We start from the raw sequence: 16,620 nt of genomic DNA on the forward strand, positions 1-16,620 counted from the left end.
ATTCCCGGTCATGGCCGCCGGCTCAGCACTCCTCGGGATCGCCGACGAGCTCTACGCCCTGCCGCTGGCGGAGTTCACCCCGGTCCGTGACGCTCGGGCCAAGGAGATCAAGGGCGGCGACGCCGACCTGGCCAAGCGGGTCAAGGCCCTGCGCAAGCCGTCGCTGGCCGCCTGGGTGCTGAACCTGCTGGTGCGTGTCGACGCCGAGCAGGTCGACCAGGTCCTGTCGGTGGGGAGCGCGCTGCGTGAGGCCCAGGCCAACCTGGCCGGTGACGAGCTGCGCCAGCTCACCCGGCAGCGGCGCCAGCTGACCGCGGCGGTCACCACCCAGGCCCGCCGCATCGCCAAGGAGCGTGGTCAGCGCGTCACGGACGCCGTGGCCGAGCAGGTCGAGGGCACCCTCACCGCGGCGATGGTCGACGAGGGCTGTGCCGGGGCGCTGCGCAGCGGCCTGCTCGTGACCGCGCTCTCCGCGACCGGGGTGGAGGCCGCCGACCTGCGCGACGCGGTGGCGCTCCCCGAGGCGCTCGGCCACGAGGCGACGCCGGTCACCGACGAGCCGGCCCAGCGGCCCGAGCTGCACGTCGTCCCCGACCCCGATGCCGACCGCAAGGCCCGTGAGGCCGCACAGGCCGAGCTCGACACCGCCGACGAGGCGCTCGCCCAGGCCCGGCAGGCGCTGGCCGACGCCGTCGCGGACGTCGAGCGGCTCGAGGCGCTGGGCATGCAGGTGCAGGCCGAGATCGACGAGGTCCGGGTCAGGCTCGCCGAGCTGGAGGAGCGCTACGAGGCCGTGGACGACGAGCTCGGCGACGCCGAGGACGTGCGCGCCGAGGCGGAGGAGTCGGCCGCGGAGGCGCAACAGGCCCGCGACGCGGCCGCGGAGGCTCTGCAGCGGCTCGGCGACGGGGACTGACCGGTCACTCGTCCCAGCCCTTGGCCCGCTCCACCGCGCGCAGCCACCGGGCGTGGGCGGCGTCGTGGGCCTCCCGATCACCCGCCGGCTCGAAGCGGCGGTCCAGAGCCCAGGTCTCTCGCAGCTCGTCGGTCGAGCCCCACACGCCGGTGCCGAGCCCGGCCAGGAACGCCGCCCCCAGCCCGGTCGTCTCCTGCTGGCGCGGCCGTTCGACGGGCAGACCGATCTGGTCGGCCTGCAACTGGCAGAGCAGCCCGTTCGCCGAGGCACCGCCGTCGACCCGCAGCGACGTCATGCCGCCCTCGGCATCCTGGCCCGGGGCGTCGCGCTCCCAGCCCGGCATCGTCTCCAGCACGTCGCGGACCTCGAAGGCGATCGCCTCGAGCGTGGCCCGCACCAGGTGCGCGCGGGTCGTGCCGCGGGTGATCCCGACGATCGTGCCGCGGGCGTGGGGGTCCCAGTGCGGGGCGCCCATGCCGGTCAACGCGGGCACGAAGACCACCCCGCCGGTGTCGGGCACGGTGCGTGCGATCGCCTCGGTCTCGCCGGCCGAGCCGACCACCTGCAGCCCGTCGCGCAGCCACTGCACCGCGGCCCCGGTGACGAAGATCGCGCCCTCGAGCGCGTAGGTCAGCTCGCCGCCGGGGGAGCGCCAGGCGGCGGTCGTCAACAGCCCGGCGTCGGAGCGCACCAGCTCGGTGCCGGTGTTGGTGAGGATGAACGAACCGGTTCCGTAGGTGCACTTGGTGTCGCCGACGTCGAAGCAGGTCTGCCCGAACAGCGCCGACTGCTGGTCGCCGGCCAGCCCGGCGATCGGCAGCTCCAGGTCGAGGAACGAGCGAGGATCGGTCGTCGCCACCTCGCCCCAGTTCGGCACCAGCTCGGGCAGCGCGTCGCGGGGGACGCCGAACAGGCCGCACAGCTCGTCGGACCAGTCGCCGGTCGACAGGTCGAACAGCAGCGTCCGGGACGCGTTCGACACGTCGGTGACGTGCCAGGTGCCGCGCGTCATCCGGGCGACCAGGTAGGAGTCGACCGTGCCGACGGCGTAGCGCCCCGACTCGACCAGCGCCCACGTGTGCGGCTCGTGCTCGGCCAGCCAGGCCAGCTTCGTGCCGGAGAAGTAGGGGTCGAGCCGCAGGCCGGTGAGCTCGGCCACCCGGTCCTCGTGGCCCTCCCCGCGCAGCCGCTCGCAGATCTCGGCGGTACGCCGGTCCTGCCAGACGATCGCGCGCCGGGGCGAGCCCATCGTCTCGCGGTCCCACAGCACGACCGTCTCGCGCTGGTTGGTGATGCCGACCGCCCGCAGCTCGGCGGCGTCGGTGCGCGACAGCGCCTCGCGGACCGCCTCGAGGGTGGCCTGCCAGATCTCCTCCGGCGCGTGCTCGACCCAGCCCGGCCGCGGGAAGTGCTGGGCGAACTCCTGGTAGCCGCGGGCGGTGATCCGGCCACCTGCGTCGACCACGAGCGCGGTCACCCCGGTGGTGCCGGCGTCGATCGCCAGCACCGAGCCGCGCCCCGCGCTCACGCAGTCTCCCGGACGACCGCGAGCACCCGCTCGTCGATCCAAGCCAGGTCGGGGGCCACCCGCATCTCGTAGTTCTCGGTGCCGACCCAGGCGGCGAAGTCGCGGTGCCCGTGGGCCTCGGCGAACGCCTGCAGCTCGGCCTCGAGCTCGGGGGTGACCGCGACCTTCTCCGCCTCGGTGGAGGCGGTCAGGTAGAGGTCGTTGAGCTCGAGCAGTCGGGCCAGCTCGGTGACCGGAGCGGGGTGGTCGTCGACCCGCAGGTCGACCGCGATGTCGTCGAGCCCGGCGTACCCGGCGCCGTCGCGCACCACGAGCAGCGCGGCCGACTGCCGGCCGCGCTTGTCGCCGCCCGCCTCGTCGCCGGCGCTCAGCGCCGCGAGCAGCCGCCGGGCCAGCGGGGCCGCCGGGTCGGAGGCCTCCCAGGCCGCCTCCATGGCGGCCACCACGTGTTCACCGGCCAGCACGTTGCCTTGGATCGCGTAGCCGGGCCCGGTGCGGCCGCCGGCCCAGTCGAGGCACTCGGCGCCGGTGTGCGAGACCGCGTTGCCCTCCGCGTCGACCAGGCCGACCTGGCGGTGCTCGCGCCCGTCGTCCTCCTCCAGCAGCCGCTGCAGCGCCACCTCGGCGGTGGCTCCCTCGTCGAGGTGGGAGAGCGCGATGCCCTTGTAGGCCACGTTGGCGTCGGCCTGGGTCGCGATCGCCCCGACCTGGGCGACCGCGGCGGGCACGGCCGACCCGACCGCGAGGAACTTCGAGGCGACGGCCACCCCCCACGACTCTCCGTCGGCTGACCTGGCCACGATCGAGAACGTCATGACCGCACCCTAGTGAGGTCCGGTGCGTCGATGTCCGACATCGACCTCGGACCGCCGGCGCAGGGGACTTCAGTCCCTGGCTCGGGGGCCGGCGGAGCCGTAGTCTGGGCTGCGTCTGTGAACGATCCAATCCGGAGCCACCGCGCCGTGGCCCTCGACCAGAAGGACCCACGATCCCCATGACCGTCCGTCGCGTCGCCCTCCTCACCGCCGGTGGCCTGGCCCCCTGCCTGTCCTCCGCCGTCGGAGGCCTGATCGAGCGCTACACCGCGCTGGAGCCGGAGATCGAGATCATCGGCTACCGCAACGGGTACGCCGGGCTGCTGCAGGGGGAGTACGTCACCGTCACCCCCGAGGACCGGGCCCAGGCCCACCTGCTGCACCGCTTCGGAGGCAGCCCGATCGGCAACAGCCGGGTCAAGCTCACCAACGTCAAGGACTGCGTCAAGCGCGGGCTGGTCGCCGAGGGGCAGGACCCGCTGCACGTGGCCGCCGAGCAGCTGACCAAGGACGGCGTCGACGTGCTGCACACGATCGGCGGCGACGACACCAACACCACCGCGGCCGACCTCGCGGCGTACCTCCATGAGAACGGCTACGAGCTGACCGTCGTCGGCCTGCCCAAGACCATCGACAACGACGTGGTCCCGATCCGGCAGTCGCTGGGCGCCTGGACGGCCGCCGAGCAGGGCGCCCTGTTCGCCCGCAACATCGTCGCCGAGCACTCCTCCAACCCGCGGATGCTCATTATCCACGAGGTGATGGGGCGCAACTGCGGCTGGCTGACCGCCGCCACCGCGCTGAAGTACCGCGAGTGGCTGACCCAGCAGGAGTTCTCCGGCTTCGGCGACAACACCCAGCGCAACTGGGACGTGCACGCGGTCTACGTGCCGGAGCTGGCCTTCGACATCGCCGCCGAGGCCGAGCGGTTGAAGGCGATCATGGACGAGACCGGCTGCGTCAACATCTTCCTCTCCGAGGGTGCCGGCGTCTCCACGATCGTGGAGGAGATGCTCGCCCAGGGCGAGGAGCCCAAGCGCGACGCCTTCGGCCACGTCAAGATCGACACGATCAACCCCGGCGCCTGGTTCGGCAAGCAGTTCGGGCACATGGTGGGTGCCGAGAAGAAGATGGTGCAGAAGAGCGGCTACTTCTCCCGCTCGGCGGCCCCCAACCAGCAGGACCTCGAGCTGATCCACGCCTGCGCCGACCTCGCGGTCGAGGCGGCGCTGCGTGGCGAGAGCGGCGTGGTCGGCCACGACGAGGACGCCGGCGACGAGCTGCGGGTCTGCGAGTTCCCGCGGATCAAGGGCGGCAAGGTGTTCGACACCTCCGTGCCGTGGTTCGGCGAGCTGCTCGCCGCCATCGGCCAGCCGATGGGCGACCCCGTGTAGGTCGGCTCGACACAGACACCACGCCGCGGCGCCTCCTCGTGTTCGAGGGGAGGCGCCGCGGCGCCTTCGCGTGCGGCGGTTGAACGTGGTCGGGACGGGGCACCGTGCCTGCAGCCCGACATCCGCGACAGGGGGCCGCCATGACCGCAGAGCGCACCGCACCGGTGGAGGCCACCGACCCCGGGCCCGAGCTCAAGCGGGTGCTGGGGCCGGGGCTGCTGCTCCTGTTCATCGTCGGCGACATCATCGGGGCGGGGATCTTCGCGGTCACCGGCAAGATCGCCGGCGAGGTCGGCGGCCTGGCGTGGCTGCCGTTCCTGCTCGCCTTCGGCATCGCCACGCTGACCGCGTTCTCCTACCTCGAGCTCGTCACGAAGTACCCCCAGGCCGCCGGGGCCGCGCTCTACGTGCACAAGGCGTTCGGCCTCCACTTCGTCACGTTCCTGGTCGCCTTCACGGTCGCCTGCTCCGGCATCACCAGCGCCTCGACGTCCTCGAGCCTGCTCGCCTCCAACTTCCTCATCGGGCTCGACGAGGTCGTCGGTGGCGTCCCCACCGGCGAGGTCGCCTCGCTCGTCGCGGCGCTGGTGTTCATGCTGATCGTGTCGGCGGTCAACCTGCGCGGCGTGGGCGAGAGCGTGAAGTTCAACGTCGTCCTCACCTCGATCTCGCTGGCCGCGCTGACGACGGTCATCCTGATCGGCTTCTGGGCGATCGGCAGCGGCGACGGCGAGGTGTCGCGGCTGGTGGCCTTCGAGACACCGGAGGACAAGAGCCTCTACCTCGGCGTCACCGTGGCCACGACGATCGCGTTCTTCGCGATGGTGGGCTTCGAGGACTCGGTGAACATGGTCGAGGAGACCAAGGACCCCGAGCACACCTTCCCCCGCATCATGCTGACCGCGTTGGGGCTGTGCGCGCTGCTCTACATGCTCGTCGCCGTCGCGGTCATCATGGTCATCCCCGCGGGCGACCTGACCGACCCGTCCAACCCCGACGCCGGGATCCTGCTCGACGTCGTCAAGGTGGGGGCGCCGGGCGTCCCGATCGACACGATCTTCCCGTTCCTCACGGTCTTCGCGGTCGGCAACACGGCGCTGATCAACATGCTGATGGCGAGCCGGCTCGTCTACGGTATGGCCAAGCAGGAGGTGCTGCCGCCGGTGTTGAGCAAGGTGCTCCCCGGCCGCCGCTCGCCCTGGACCGCCATCGTGTTCACGACGGCCCTGGCCATGGGGCTGATCGTCTATGTGCGCACCCAGAGCGAGTCCGGCATCGTCTCGGCCCTCTCCGGCACCACCGGACTGCTGCTGCTGTGCGTGTTCACCGCGGTCAACGTCGCCTGCCTGGTGCTGCGCCGGGACCGCACCGGGCGCGGGTTCCGCGCGCCGACCGCGATCCCGTGGCTGGGGGCGATCCTCTCGGCGTTCCTCGTGGGCCCCTGGGCGCGCAACTCCGAGGACTACATCCAGTACCGCATCGCCGCCGGACTGCTCGCCATCGGCATCGTGCTGTGGGCACTCACCTGGCTGGCCAACCGCGGCCTGCGGGCCAAGAAGACCGGCTTCCGCGACATCGAGCACCTCGACCGCTGACCGACGCCGACGCGGGCCCCGGATCTCGCCGCCGCTCGCCGGTTCGGGTCGCCCGCTGCCGCGCGCGTACCCTTGACCGGTGAGCAGCGCCATCCCCTCCCTGTCCTCCCTGCACGCCCTCGGCCCGGCCCAGCAGCCCACCTACCCCGACGCTGACGCGGTCGGCGCGGCGGTCACCCGGCTGCGCACGATGCCGCCGCTGGTGTTCGCCGGCGAGTGCGACGAGCTGAAGGACAAGATCGCCGCGGTCGCCCGCGGCGAGGCGTTCCTGCTGCAGGGTGGCGACTGCGCCGAGACCTTCGCCGGCGTCACCGCCGACAACGTGCGCAACAAGCTGCGGGTGCTGCTGCAGATGGCGGTGGTGCTGACGTACGCCGCGTCGGTGCCGGTGGTCAAGCTCGGCCGGCTGGCCGGCCAGTACGCCAAGCCCCGCTCGTCGGACTTCGAGACCCGCGACGGGGTCACGCTGCCCGCCTACCGCGGTGACGCGGTCAACGGCTACGACTTCACCGAGGCCTCACGCGTGCCCGACCCGCAGCGCCTGGTCGAGGTCTACCACGCGTCGGCGGCGACGCTGAACCTGGTGCGCGCCTTCGTCACCGGCGGCTACGCCGACCTGCGTCAGGTGCACACCTGGAACACCGACTTCGTGCGCACCTCGCCGGTCGGCCAGCGCTACGAGCAGGTGGCCGCCGAGATCGAGCGGGCGCTGACGTTCATGCAGGCGATCGGCGCCGACCCCGACGAGTTCCACCGGGTCGACTTCCACTCCAGCCACGAGGCGCTGGTCCTGGAGTACGAGCACGCGCTGACCCGCATCGACTCGCGCACGAACCTGCCCTACGACGTGTCCGGCCACTTCCTGTGGATCGGCGAGCGCACCCGCCAGCTCGACAACGCCCACGTGGAGCTGCTCAGCCACATCCGCAACCCGATCGGCGTCAAGCTCGGCCCCACCACGACGCCCGACGACGCGCTGGCGCTCGCGGCCAAGCTGAACCCCGAGAACGAGCCGGGCCGGCTGACGTTCATCACCCGGTTCGGCGCGAAGAAGATCCGGGAGGGGCTGCCGCACCTGGTCGAGAAGGTCACCGCCTCCGGCATCGAGGTCGCCTGGGTCTGCGACCCGATGCACGGCAACACCTTCGAGGCCAGCTCGGGCTACAAGACCCGCGCCTTCGACGACGTCATCGAAGAGGTCCAGGGGTTCTTCGACGTGCACCGCTCCCTCGGCACCTGGCCCGGCGGCCTGCACGTCGAGCTCACCGGCGACGACGTCACCGAGTGCGTCGGCGGCGGCGAGGAGCTCGCCGAGATGGACCTCGGCCACCGCTACGAGTCGGTCTGCGACCCGCGGCTGAACCGCGTGCAGTCGCTGGAGCTGGCCTTCCTCGTCGCCGAGATGCTGCGCAAGGCCTGACTGCGGTGATCGACCTCTCATGATCGATCTCCGCTCCGACACGCTCACCCGTCCCACCGAGGCGATGCGCCAGGCGATGGCGCGCGCCGAGGTCGGCGACGACGTCTACGGCGAGGACCCCACGGTCCGGCGGCTGGAGGAGCGGGTCGCCGACCTGTTCGGCCACGAGGCCGCGCTGTTCACCCCGACCGGGTCGATGGCCAACGTGCTCGCGGTGCGGTCGCTGGTGCGGCCCGGGCAGGAGGTGCTCTGCGAGGCCGGCGCCCACATCGCCCGCGCCGAGCTCGGCGCCCACGGCGCGTTCACCGGCCTGACGATGCGCACCTGGATCCACCCGCGCGGTCAGCTGGACCTCCCGGCCATCCGGCGCCTGTTCGCGCCCGACATGGGGCCGTTCTTCGTCGCCACCGCGGCGATCTCGATCGAGAACACCCACAACTTCGCCGGGGGAGCCGTGCAGCCGCTGGCCGAGCTGCGCGACCTGCGCGAGTTCGCCACCGGCGTGGGCACCGGCGTGCACCTCGACGGTGCCCGCATCTGGAACGCCCACGTGGCGACCGGGGTGTCGCTGCGCGACTACGGCGCGGTCGCCGACGTGCTGGCGGTCTGCCTCTCCAAGGGGCTGGGCGCCCCGGTCGGGTCGCTGATGGTGGGCGGCGCCGACGCGGTCGCCGAGGCCCGGGTGCACCGCAAGCGGATGGGCGGCGGCATGCGCCAGGTGGGCATCCTCGCCGCCGCCGGCCTGCACGCCCTCGACCACCACGTCGAGCGGCTCGCCGACGACCACGCCCACGCCCGGCTGCTCGCCGAGGCCGTCGGTGTCGACCCGGCCACCGTCGAGACCAACATCGTGGTCTGGGAGCGCGCCGACGCGGCCGCGGTGGTCGCGGCCGCCGCCGACGCCGGGGTGCGGATCGCGACCGTCGGCCCGACCACCCTGCGCCTGGTCACCCACCTCGACGTCACCCGCGACGACGCCGAGCGCGCCGCCGCCGTGCTCGCCGGTCTCTAGCGCACCGCCACCTCGGCCCGGCCCACGAGCTCCGGCAGCCGGCGTACCGCCTGGGCCAGCTCGCGCAGGTCGTTGCCGAGCAGCGCCTGCGGCCCGTCGCACAGAGCGGTCTCAGGGGTCGGGTGCACGTCGACGATGATGCCGTCGGCGCCGACCCCGATCGCCGCCCGGGACAGCGGCACGACGAGGTCCTTGCGGCCCGCGGCGTGCGAGGGGTCGACGATGATCGGCAGGTGGCTGGTGGCCTGCACCACCGGCACCGCGGAGATGTCGAGGGTGTTGCGGGTGGACGGCTCGAAGGTGCGGATGCCGCGCTCGCACAGCACCACGTCGAGGTTGCCGCGCTGGGCGATGTACTCCGCCGCCATCAGCCACTCCTCGATCGTCGCGGTCATCCCGCGCTTGAGCAGCACCGGCTTGCCCGCCTCGCCGGCCGCCTGCAGCAGCCCGAAGTTGGCCATGTTGCGGGTGCCGATCTGCAGCATGTCGGCGTGCTCGGCGACCACCGGAACGTCGCGGGCGTCGACGACCTCGGTGACCACGGGCAGGCCGGTCGCCTCCCGGATGTCGGCGAGGATCTCCAGGCCGCGCACGCCGAGCCCCTGGAAGGCGTACGGCGAGGTGCGCGGCTTGTAGGCACCGCCACGCAGGATCGTCGCCCCCGCGGACTTGGCCATCCGCGCGGCCTCGAGCGTCTGCTCGGGGGTCTCGACGGCGCACGGGCCGGCCAGGAACGTGAACGTCGCCGGCCCGATCGGCACCTGCCGCCCCGGCTGCCCCACCCACACCGTCGAGCGCTCGGGGTGGTGCTGGCGGCTCACCAGCTTGTAGGGGTCGGAGATCCGGTGCACGTCGGCGACCCCGCGCAGCGTGCGCAGGTTCAGGTGGTGGAAGGAGTCGATGTCCCCGACCAGCCCGATGATGGTGCGCACCACGCCCTTGGACACGTTCGCCTCGCCGCCCACCCCCTCCACGCGCGCGACGACGTGGGCGATGTCCTCGTCGGTGGCGTCCGGCGCCATGACCACGACCATGGTTGTTCCTCTCTCGGTTGCCCGGACCCGACCCCGGACATGAGAAGACGCCCCGGGTGCAGCCGGGGCGTCGGTGTGGGTGCGGGCGGGCCTACGCGAGGACGCCCGGCACGGGAGAGCCCGGCCGGTGTCCAAACAGATAGGTCCGCGTCACGCAGCAGACGGTAGACGACCGGTGCCTGCGACCGCACCCGCATTCAGGATGCGGACGGGGGAGGGGGATCAGACCGCGAGGTGGGTGACCTCGGCCTCCACCTTGCGACGGGGGACCAGCTCGACGACCACCATCGCGGTGAGCACCATCAGGCCCCCGGTCACCATCCGGGCGGTGGTCGACTCCCCGCCCAGCAGCACCGCGAAGAAGGCCGCGAACACCGGCTCCATGCTCATGATGATCGCCGAGCGGGTGGGCGGCAGGTGGGCCTGCGCCCAGGTCTGGGCCAGCATCGCCAGCGCCCCCGCGAACAGCGCCATGTAGACCACCGAGAGCCAGTCTCGGGTGTTGTCGGGCAGCACCAGACCGTCGGGGGCGGTGCCGATCAGGCACACCACGGCGATCACCAGCAGCTGCACGATCGACATGCCGAGCGCGTCGCGGGCCGTCGACCAGGCCCCGAGCCCGACGATGTGCAGCGCGTAGAGCATCGCCGCGACCAGCGTGATCGCCTCGCCGTAGCCGACCGCGAACCCCTCGAGCGTGAGCACGCCCAGGCCGGCGGTCGCCAGCCCGACGGCCCCCCAGGTGAGCGCGGTGATCCGGGTGCGCAGCAGAAGGGCCGCGAACAGCGGCGTGCACACGACGTACATGCCGGTGATGAACCCTGACACCGAGGCCGCGGTGTGGGCCAGGCCCGCGGTCTGCAGGATCTGGGCGACGCCGTAGACCAGCCCGAGCACCAGGGCGTGCCGCCGGGCCTCGGGGGAGAGCCGGGCGACCGCGCGGGGGGCGACCAGGAGCATCACCAGGCCGGCGATCAGGAACCGGACCCCGAGGAAGTCGAGCGTGGGGACCCGGTCGAGCAGGTCCTTGATCAGGAAGAACGTCGAGCCCCACATCGCCGTCACCGACAGCAGCGCGGCGGTGGCGAGCAGCGAGGAGCGGCGCGGGGCCGCGTCGGTGGTCACCGGCTCACACCGACGCGCCGGTGTGCGCCTCGGCGCGCAGCCGCTTGAGCAGGGGGATGTCGCGGTTGTCGGCGGTGCGCGAGTCGGGCGTCTCGAGCACGAACGGGACGCCGGCCAGACCCGGGTGCGCGAACAGCTCGCGGAACGCCTCGGCGCCGATGTGCCCCTCGCCGATGCGCTGGTGGCGGTCCTTGAAGGCGCCGCGCACGTCCATCGAGTCGTTCGCGTGCACCAGCCGCAGCCGGCCCGGGCCGCCGATCTCGAGGACCCGGTCGACGGTTGCCGTGGCGCCTCCCGGCTCGTCGAGCGGGGCCCCGGCCGCGAACACATGACAGGTGTCGAGGCAGATGCCGGCCCGCGGGTGGTGGTCGAGCGCGTCGAGGTAGGGCGCCAGGTCCTCGACCCCGGCGCACAGCGAGCGGCCCTGGCCGGCGGTCGGCTCCAGCAGCAGCCACGGTGCCTCGGGCCCGTCGCCGAGGGCCTCGAGCGCCGGCAGCAGCCCGTCGCGCACCTGCCGCATCGCCGCGGCGTACCGCGCCCGGCTCTCGGCCTCGTCGGTGCCGGGGTCGACGAACGACCCGGTGTGCACCACCACGCCCTCGGCGCCGATCTGGGCGGCCCGGACCAGGTTGTGCGCCACCGAGGCCACCGAGCGCTCGTAGGTGGTCGGCGTGGGGGAGCCGAGGTTGACCAGGTAGGGGGCGTGGATGAAGACCCGCATGCCCCGCTCGCGCGTCGCGGCCCCGAACGCCTCGTCCTCGGCCGGCCTGCCCGGGCTCAGCGCCCAGCCGCGGGGGTTGCCGACGAAGACCTGGAAGGTCTCGCAGCCGAGCTCCTCGGCGGAGGCGAGAGCGCCGGCGACCAGCCCCTTGCCGACCAGGACGTGGGTGCCGATCGGGTTGCGGGCAGCCGGGTCCGGAGGCGGGTCGTCGAGCGGGTCGGGCACGGCCGAAACGGTAGTGCGGCGAGCGGTGCCGGACGGAATCGGCGGCGGTGTGACCTGGGTCGTCCCGGGGTCAGACGAGGAACAGCGTGATCGTGCTGCCCTTGGGGACCATCTCGCCGGCACCCGGGTCGCTGGAGTAGACGTAGCCGAGCCCGATGTAGGCCGAGGAGTTCTCGACGTCGACCTCGAAGCCGAGGTCCTTCAGCCGCTGGGTGGCCTCGTCGACGCCGACCGCGACCAGGCTGGGCACCTCGACCAGCGGCGGGCCGAGGGAGACGACCAGCGAGACCGTGTCGCCCTTGAAGAGGGTGTCGGAGGTCGGGTCCTGGGAGATCACGTGGCCCTCGGGCACGACTTCGGAGTACTCCTCGCCGGTGACCTCGACCACCAGGTCGCGCTTCTCCATCGCGGCCGTCGCGCGGTCGGCGTCCTTGCCGGTCCAGTCCTTGACCGGGATCGGCCGGCGGCCCTTGCTGACCACCAGGTCGACGGCGGTGCCGGGCCGCAGCGTCGTGCCCCGCGCGGGGTCGCTGCGGATCACCGTGCCCTCGGGGACGGTCTCGGACCACCGCTCGACCACCTGGCCCAGGGTCAGGCTGGTGTCGGTGAGTTCGGCCTCCGCCTCCCCGCGGGTCAGCCCGGCCAGCTTGGGCACGTCGTAGCGCTCCTTGCCCAGCGAGAGCACCAGCGTGACCGTGCCCCCGTCGAGCACCTGGGCCCCGGCCTCGGGGTCGGTGCTGATCACCCTCCCCTTCGGCACGGTCTCGGAGTACGCCGGGTCGCCGAGCTCGGCGCTCAGGCCGGCGGCCTCGAGCCGGTCGACGGCGGCGGCCTCGGCGAGCCCGATCACCCCGGGTGTGGAGGTGTAGCGGGCCCAGCCGAACCAGTAGGCGCCGCCGCCCACGGCCGCGACGACCAGGAGGGCGAGCACGAGCAGCAGCGGGCCGCGGCGGGAGCGGCGGGGCCGGGCCGGCCCGGCCGCGGGGCGCGCGGGCGGCGCGGCCGGAGGAGAGCCGGGTGGGGAGGCGGGGCGAGCCGGGACGGCGCGCGTGCGGTCGGCGGGCACCGCGACGGCGGTGGTGGCGCGGGACGGCCCGAGCAGGGCCGCCATCTCGTCGTCGTCCCATGCCGGTGCGGGCGCGCGCCGGAGCGGCTCGGTGACCGGGGCCTCGCCGAGCTCGGCGGTGTCGCTGCGCACCTCGTCACGCTCGTCGGCCTCGGGGGCGTCGGGCCATGAGCCGGCGAGGAGCAGCGGGGTCAGGTCGGCGGTGAGGTCGGCATCGTCGTCGACGCCCTCGGCGAGCGCGTGCGCGACCCGGTGCACCTGGTGCAGCAGCACCCCGGCGTCGGCCGGGCGGTGGACGCGGTCGCGGGCGGTGGCGCGGGCGACCAGGGCGTCGACGTAGGCGGGCAGCCCGGGGACCTCCCGCGAGGGCGGGGGCACGTCCTCGTGCACGTGCTTGTAGGCGACCTGGATCGGGGAGTCGCCCTGGTGGGGCTTGCGGCCCGTGAGCAGCTCGTAGAGCAGCACCCCGACGGCGTACACGTCGGCGCGCGCGTCGGCCTTGCCGTCGACGACCAGCTCGGGGGCGAGGTAGGAGACGGTGCCGATCAGGACCCCGCCGGTCACGGTGTGCTGGGTGTCGGCGCTGATCGCCTTGGCCAGCCCGAAGTCGGCGACCTTGACCCGGCCGTCCTCGGCGATCAGGACGTTCTCGGGCTTGATGTCGCGGTGGATCAAGCCGGCCCGGTGCGCGGCCGCCAGCGCCGAGAGCACCGGCTCGAGCAGGGCCAGCGCCCGCGCCGGGGACAGCGGGCTCTCCTTGCGGATCACGTCGCGCAGCGTGTGTCCCGAGACCAGCTCCATGGCCAGGTAGACCACGCCCGCGTCGCGGCCCTGGTCGTAGACCGAGACGACGTTGGGGTGGGACAGCCCGGCAGCAGCCCGTGCCTCGCGCACGAACCGGGCCGCGAACTCCTCGTCGTCGCCGAGCCCGGCATGCATCACCTTGACCGCGACGGTGCGGTCCAGGCGCAGGTCGGTGGCCTCGTAGACGCTGGCCATGCCGCCGCGGGCGATCCGCGGGCCGATCCGGTAGCGGCCGTCGAGCAGGTGGCCGGGGGGCAGCTGTCCGTTGCCGGGGTCGGCTGGGCGCGCGCCGGTGCCCGGCTGGGCATGGCGATCTGGCTGCACGGCGACCCTCCTGCGGCCGGACGGGGAAGGATCCGACCCGCCCATGGTACGGACCGGCGCGGTCGCCGCGCGGTCCGACGCTCCCGGCGTGGCGCCGCCGGGCCCCCTCTGGGGCGCGGATGGGAGACTGGCGGCATGACCGCACCTCTCGCCGACGCGGACCTCGCCGCGCTCGTGCCCGACTGGATCGACTGGGCCGAGGCCGCCCGTCAGCTGGGCGTCACCGTGGCCAAGGTCCGCACGATGATCCGCGAGCACCAGCTGGCCGCCGCGGTGCCCGCGCCCGGCGCCGGCCAGCAGGTACCGGCCGACTTCGTCCAGGACGGGTTGCCGGTGAAGGGCCTGCCGGGGCTGCTCACGCTGCTGCACGACGCCGGCTACGACGACCGCGAGTGCATCGCGTGGATCTTCACCGACGACGACTACCCGGGCCGCCCCATCGACGCGCTCCGCGAGAACCGCGGCTCGGAGGTCAAGCGGCGGGCACAGGCACTGCTCTGACCCGCGCCTGAACGGTCCGGCCCGGGGGCCGGATCAGACCGTGCGCTGCGTCGCGGCCTCGGCCAGCTCGCGCAGTGCCGCCCGGGCATGAGCGTCGACCGGAGCCCGGTCGAGGGCCTCGAGGGCTCGGGCGGTCAGCCCGCGGATCGCGTCCTCGACCTGCTGACGGGCCCCGCTGTCGTCGATCACCTGCCGGAGCCGGGAGACCTGGGCCTCGTCGAGCGGGTTGCCGAGGGACCGGTCGAGCAGCAGGGCGTCCTCCGGCGCGGCCGCGTCGAGCGCCAGGGCGACCAGCACGGTGCGCTTCCCCTCGACCAGGTCGTCGCCCGCGGGCTTGCCGGTGGCGTCGGGGTCGCCGAACACGCCGAGCAGGTCGTCGCGCAGCTGGAACGCCTCGCCCAGCGGCAGTCCGAAGCCCGACAGTGCGGCGAGCGTCGCGCCGTCGGCCCCGGCCAGGGCGGCTCCGATGTGCAGCGGCCGCTCGATGGAGTACTTGGCGGACTTGAACCGCAGCACGGTCATCGCCGTGTCGACGTCGGCGCGGCCGCGCGCCTGCACCGAGACGTCGAGGAACTGGCCCGCGATCACCTCGGTGCGGCACAGGTCGAGGACCTCCAGGGCCGGACCGACGTCGGCCAGCGGCAGCCCGCAACGGCGGAGCAGCTCGTCGGACCAGCTCAGCAGCAGGTCACCGAGCAGGATCGCCGCGGCGGCGCCGTACTGCTGCGGATCCCCGCGCCACTGCACGCCGCGGTGCTCGCTCTCGAAGCGGCGGTGGGTGGCCGGCCGGCCCCGCCGGGTGTCGGAGGCGTCCATGAAGTCGTCGTGCACCAGGGCGCTGGCGTGCAGCAGCTCCAGCGCGGCGCAGGCGCGCACCAGCGACGCCTCGTCGGCCGGCTGCGGACGCACCGCGCGGTAGCCCCAGGCGCAGAACGCCGCGCGCAGCCGCTTGCCGCCCGTGACCGCCTGGCGGGCCTCGTCGAGGAGCCGCTCGGCGTCGTGGCCGAGCGCGGTGAGCCGCTGGCCCTGCATGTCCAAGAACGCGTCGAGCTCGACCTGCACCGCGGCGCGGAACGCCGCGGCGTCCCAGACCGGCTCCGTGGAACCTGCCGACCGCTCGACGGGATCCGGTGCTGGGGAGGTGGGACTCACCCTGGGAGCCTAGTGGCTGCCGCTGTGTGGACAGGGCCAGGGGCAGCGGGCAGTGATCCCTAGGATCGAGCCCATGGCACCAGACCGCAGCCGCGGCATCGACGACCTGCTCCGCGAGGGCGGGCGCTCGTTCTCGTTCGAGTTCTTCCCACCCAAGGACGCCGAGGGCGAGGAGCAGCTGTGGCGGGCGATCCGGGCGCTGGAGCCCTATCGGCCGACCTTCGTCTCGGTGACCTACGGCGCCGGTGGCTCCACGCGCGACACCACGGTCCGGGTCACCGGACGGATCGCCGCCGAGACCTCGCTGACCCCGTTGGCACACCTGACCTGCGTCGGCCACACCCGCGCCGAGCTCGAGTCGATCCTCGACGCCTACGCCGAGGCCGGCGTGCACAACGTGCTGGCGCTGCGCGGTGACCCGAGCGAGGGTCCCCGGGCACCGTGGACGGCCACCCCCGGCGGGCTCGACTACGCCTCCGAGCTGGTCACGCTGGCCCGCGCCCGCCACGACTTCTGCGTCGGCGTGGCCGCGTTCCCCGAGGGGCACCCCCAGGCGACCTCGCTGGACCAGGACGCCGACGTCCTGGTGGCCAAGGCCCGCGCCGGTGCGGCGTTCGCGGTGACCCAGATGTTCTTCTCCGCCGACGACTACTTCGGGCTGGTCGAGCGGGTGCGTGCGCGCGGCGTCGACATCCCGATCCTGCCCGGCATCATGCCGATCCTGAACCTCAACGCCATCCGGCGGCAGGGCGAGCTGATCGGCTGCGAGGTCCCCGAGCGCGTGGTGCGCCGCATCTCCGCCCACGAGGGCGACCCGGTGGCGCTGCGCGCCGAGGGCATCGCGTTGGCCGCGGAGCTGTGCGAGGAGCTGCTGGCCGGCGGGGCGCCGGGCCTGCACTTCTACACGCTGAACCGGTCCAAGGCCACGCTGGAGATCTTCGCCGCGCTGAACGTGACCGCCTGAGCCGTCGGACCGGACCGTCGGGCT

14 protein-coding genes are annotated in these 16,620 nt (G+C 73.5%); 7 read left to right on the forward strand and 7 right to left on the reverse strand.

The window, feature by feature from the left end; genetic code table 11:
* Nucleotides 1–10: 10 nt before the first annotated feature.
* Nucleotides 11–916, forward strand: coding sequence for a hypothetical protein (locus D6B71_RS04780; protein ID WP_121252513.1), 906 nt, complete (start codon nt 11–13; stop codon nt 914–916).
* 4 nt (nt 917–920) lie between these two features.
* Here D6B71_RS04780 and glpK read toward each other — a convergent pair whose 3' ends face one another.
* Together glpK and D6B71_RS04790 are read right to left on the reverse strand one after the other, a co-directional pair.
* Complete coding sequence (gene glpK / locus D6B71_RS04785) at nt 921–2,444, reverse strand: glycerol kinase GlpK (protein WP_121252516.1); 1,524 nt, start codon at nt 2,442–2,444, stop codon at nt 921–923.
* Nucleotides 2,441–3,259: a DUF1028 domain-containing protein gene (locus D6B71_RS04790; RefSeq protein WP_121252518.1), complete on the reverse strand. Its 819-nt coding sequence runs from the start codon at nt 3,257–3,259 to the stop codon at nt 2,441–2,443. Before D6B71_RS04790 ends, glpK begins: the two co-directional genes overlap by 4 nt.
* Before the next feature lie 179 nt (nt 3,260–3,438).
* Between D6B71_RS04790 and D6B71_RS04795 the strand changes: the two genes are divergently transcribed.
* The 4 genes from D6B71_RS04795 (at nt 3,439) to D6B71_RS04810 (ending at nt 8,680) form a co-directional block, all read left to right on the forward strand.
* Nucleotides 3,439–4,653: a pyrophosphate--fructose-6-phosphate 1-phosphotransferase gene (locus D6B71_RS04795; RefSeq protein ID WP_121252520.1), complete on the forward strand. Its 1,215-nt coding sequence runs from the start codon at nt 3,439–3,441 to the stop codon at nt 4,651–4,653.
* Between the two features lie 140 nt (nt 4,654–4,793).
* On the forward strand, nt 4,794–6,248 hold the full coding sequence (locus D6B71_RS04800; RefSeq protein ID WP_121252522.1) for an APC family permease: 1,455 nt from the start codon (nt 4,794–4,796) through the stop codon (nt 6,246–6,248).
* Between the two features lie 79 nt (nt 6,249–6,327).
* Nucleotides 6,328–7,668 carry a class II 3-deoxy-7-phosphoheptulonate synthase gene (locus D6B71_RS04805; RefSeq protein ID WP_121252524.1) on the forward strand — a complete coding sequence of 447 codons (1,341 nt, stop codon included), beginning with the start codon at nt 6,328–6,330 and terminating at the stop codon, nt 7,666–7,668.
* Nucleotides 7,669–7,687: 19 nt separating this feature from the next.
* Nucleotides 7,688–8,680 (forward strand): threonine aldolase family protein, encoded by a 993-nt coding sequence (locus D6B71_RS04810; RefSeq protein WP_121252526.1) that lies wholly within the window; start codon nt 7,688–7,690, stop codon nt 8,678–8,680.
* On the opposite strand, the gene aroF is transcribed toward D6B71_RS04810, so the two are convergent.
* The 4 genes from aroF to pknB all read right to left on the reverse strand — a co-directional run bounded on the left by aroF (nt 8,677) and on the right by pknB (nt 13,979).
* Nucleotides 8,677–9,714, reverse strand: coding sequence for a 3-deoxy-7-phosphoheptulonate synthase (aroF, locus tag D6B71_RS04815; RefSeq protein WP_121252528.1), 1,038 nt, complete (start codon nt 9,712–9,714; stop codon nt 8,677–8,679). The genes D6B71_RS04810 and aroF overlap by 4 nt on opposite strands.
* Nucleotides 9,715–9,936: 222 nt before the next feature.
* Nucleotides 9,937–10,839 (reverse strand): DMT family transporter, encoded by a 903-nt coding sequence (locus D6B71_RS04820; RefSeq protein WP_240641077.1) that lies wholly within the window; start codon nt 10,837–10,839, stop codon nt 9,937–9,939.
* Between the two features lie 4 nt (nt 10,840–10,843).
* Nucleotides 10,844–11,785 carry a deoxyribonuclease IV gene (locus D6B71_RS04825; RefSeq protein WP_121252530.1) on the reverse strand — a complete coding sequence of 314 codons (942 nt, stop codon included), beginning with the start codon at nt 11,783–11,785 and terminating at the stop codon, nt 10,844–10,846.
* A 70-nt stretch (nt 11,786–11,855) separates the two neighbouring features.
* Nucleotides 11,856–13,979: a Stk1 family PASTA domain-containing Ser/Thr kinase gene (gene pknB, locus D6B71_RS04830; RefSeq protein ID WP_240641078.1), complete on the reverse strand. Its 2,124-nt coding sequence runs from the start codon at nt 13,977–13,979 to the stop codon at nt 11,856–11,858.
* Between the two features lie 135 nt (nt 13,980–14,114).
* On the opposite strand from pknB, the gene D6B71_RS04835 reads away from it, so the two are divergent.
* Nucleotides 14,115–14,480, forward strand: a complete 366-nt coding sequence (locus D6B71_RS04835; protein ID WP_121252534.1) for an Rv2175c family DNA-binding protein — start codon at nt 14,115–14,117, stop codon at nt 14,478–14,480.
* 33 nt (nt 14,481–14,513) lie between these two features.
* Here the strand turns inward: D6B71_RS04835 and D6B71_RS04840 are convergent, their stop codons facing one another.
* Nucleotides 14,514–15,632: a polyprenyl synthetase family protein gene (locus tag D6B71_RS04840; RefSeq protein ID WP_240641079.1), complete on the reverse strand. Its 1,119-nt coding sequence runs from the start codon at nt 15,630–15,632 to the stop codon at nt 14,514–14,516.
* 73 nt (nt 15,633–15,705) lie between these two features.
* Here D6B71_RS04840 and metF point away from each other — a divergent pair, with 73 nt between their 5' ends.
* Nucleotides 15,706–16,596 carry a methylenetetrahydrofolate reductase [NAD(P)H] gene (gene metF, locus D6B71_RS04845; RefSeq protein WP_121252536.1) on the forward strand — a complete coding sequence of 297 codons (891 nt, stop codon included), beginning with the start codon at nt 15,706–15,708 and terminating at the stop codon, nt 16,594–16,596.
* Nucleotides 16,597–16,620 lie beyond the last annotated feature (24 nt).

The organism is Nocardioides ferulae, assembly GCF_003660455.1.
In the GTDB taxonomy this organism is placed as follows: domain Bacteria; phylum Actinomycetota; class Actinomycetes; order Propionibacteriales; family Nocardioidaceae; genus Nocardioides; species Nocardioides ferulae.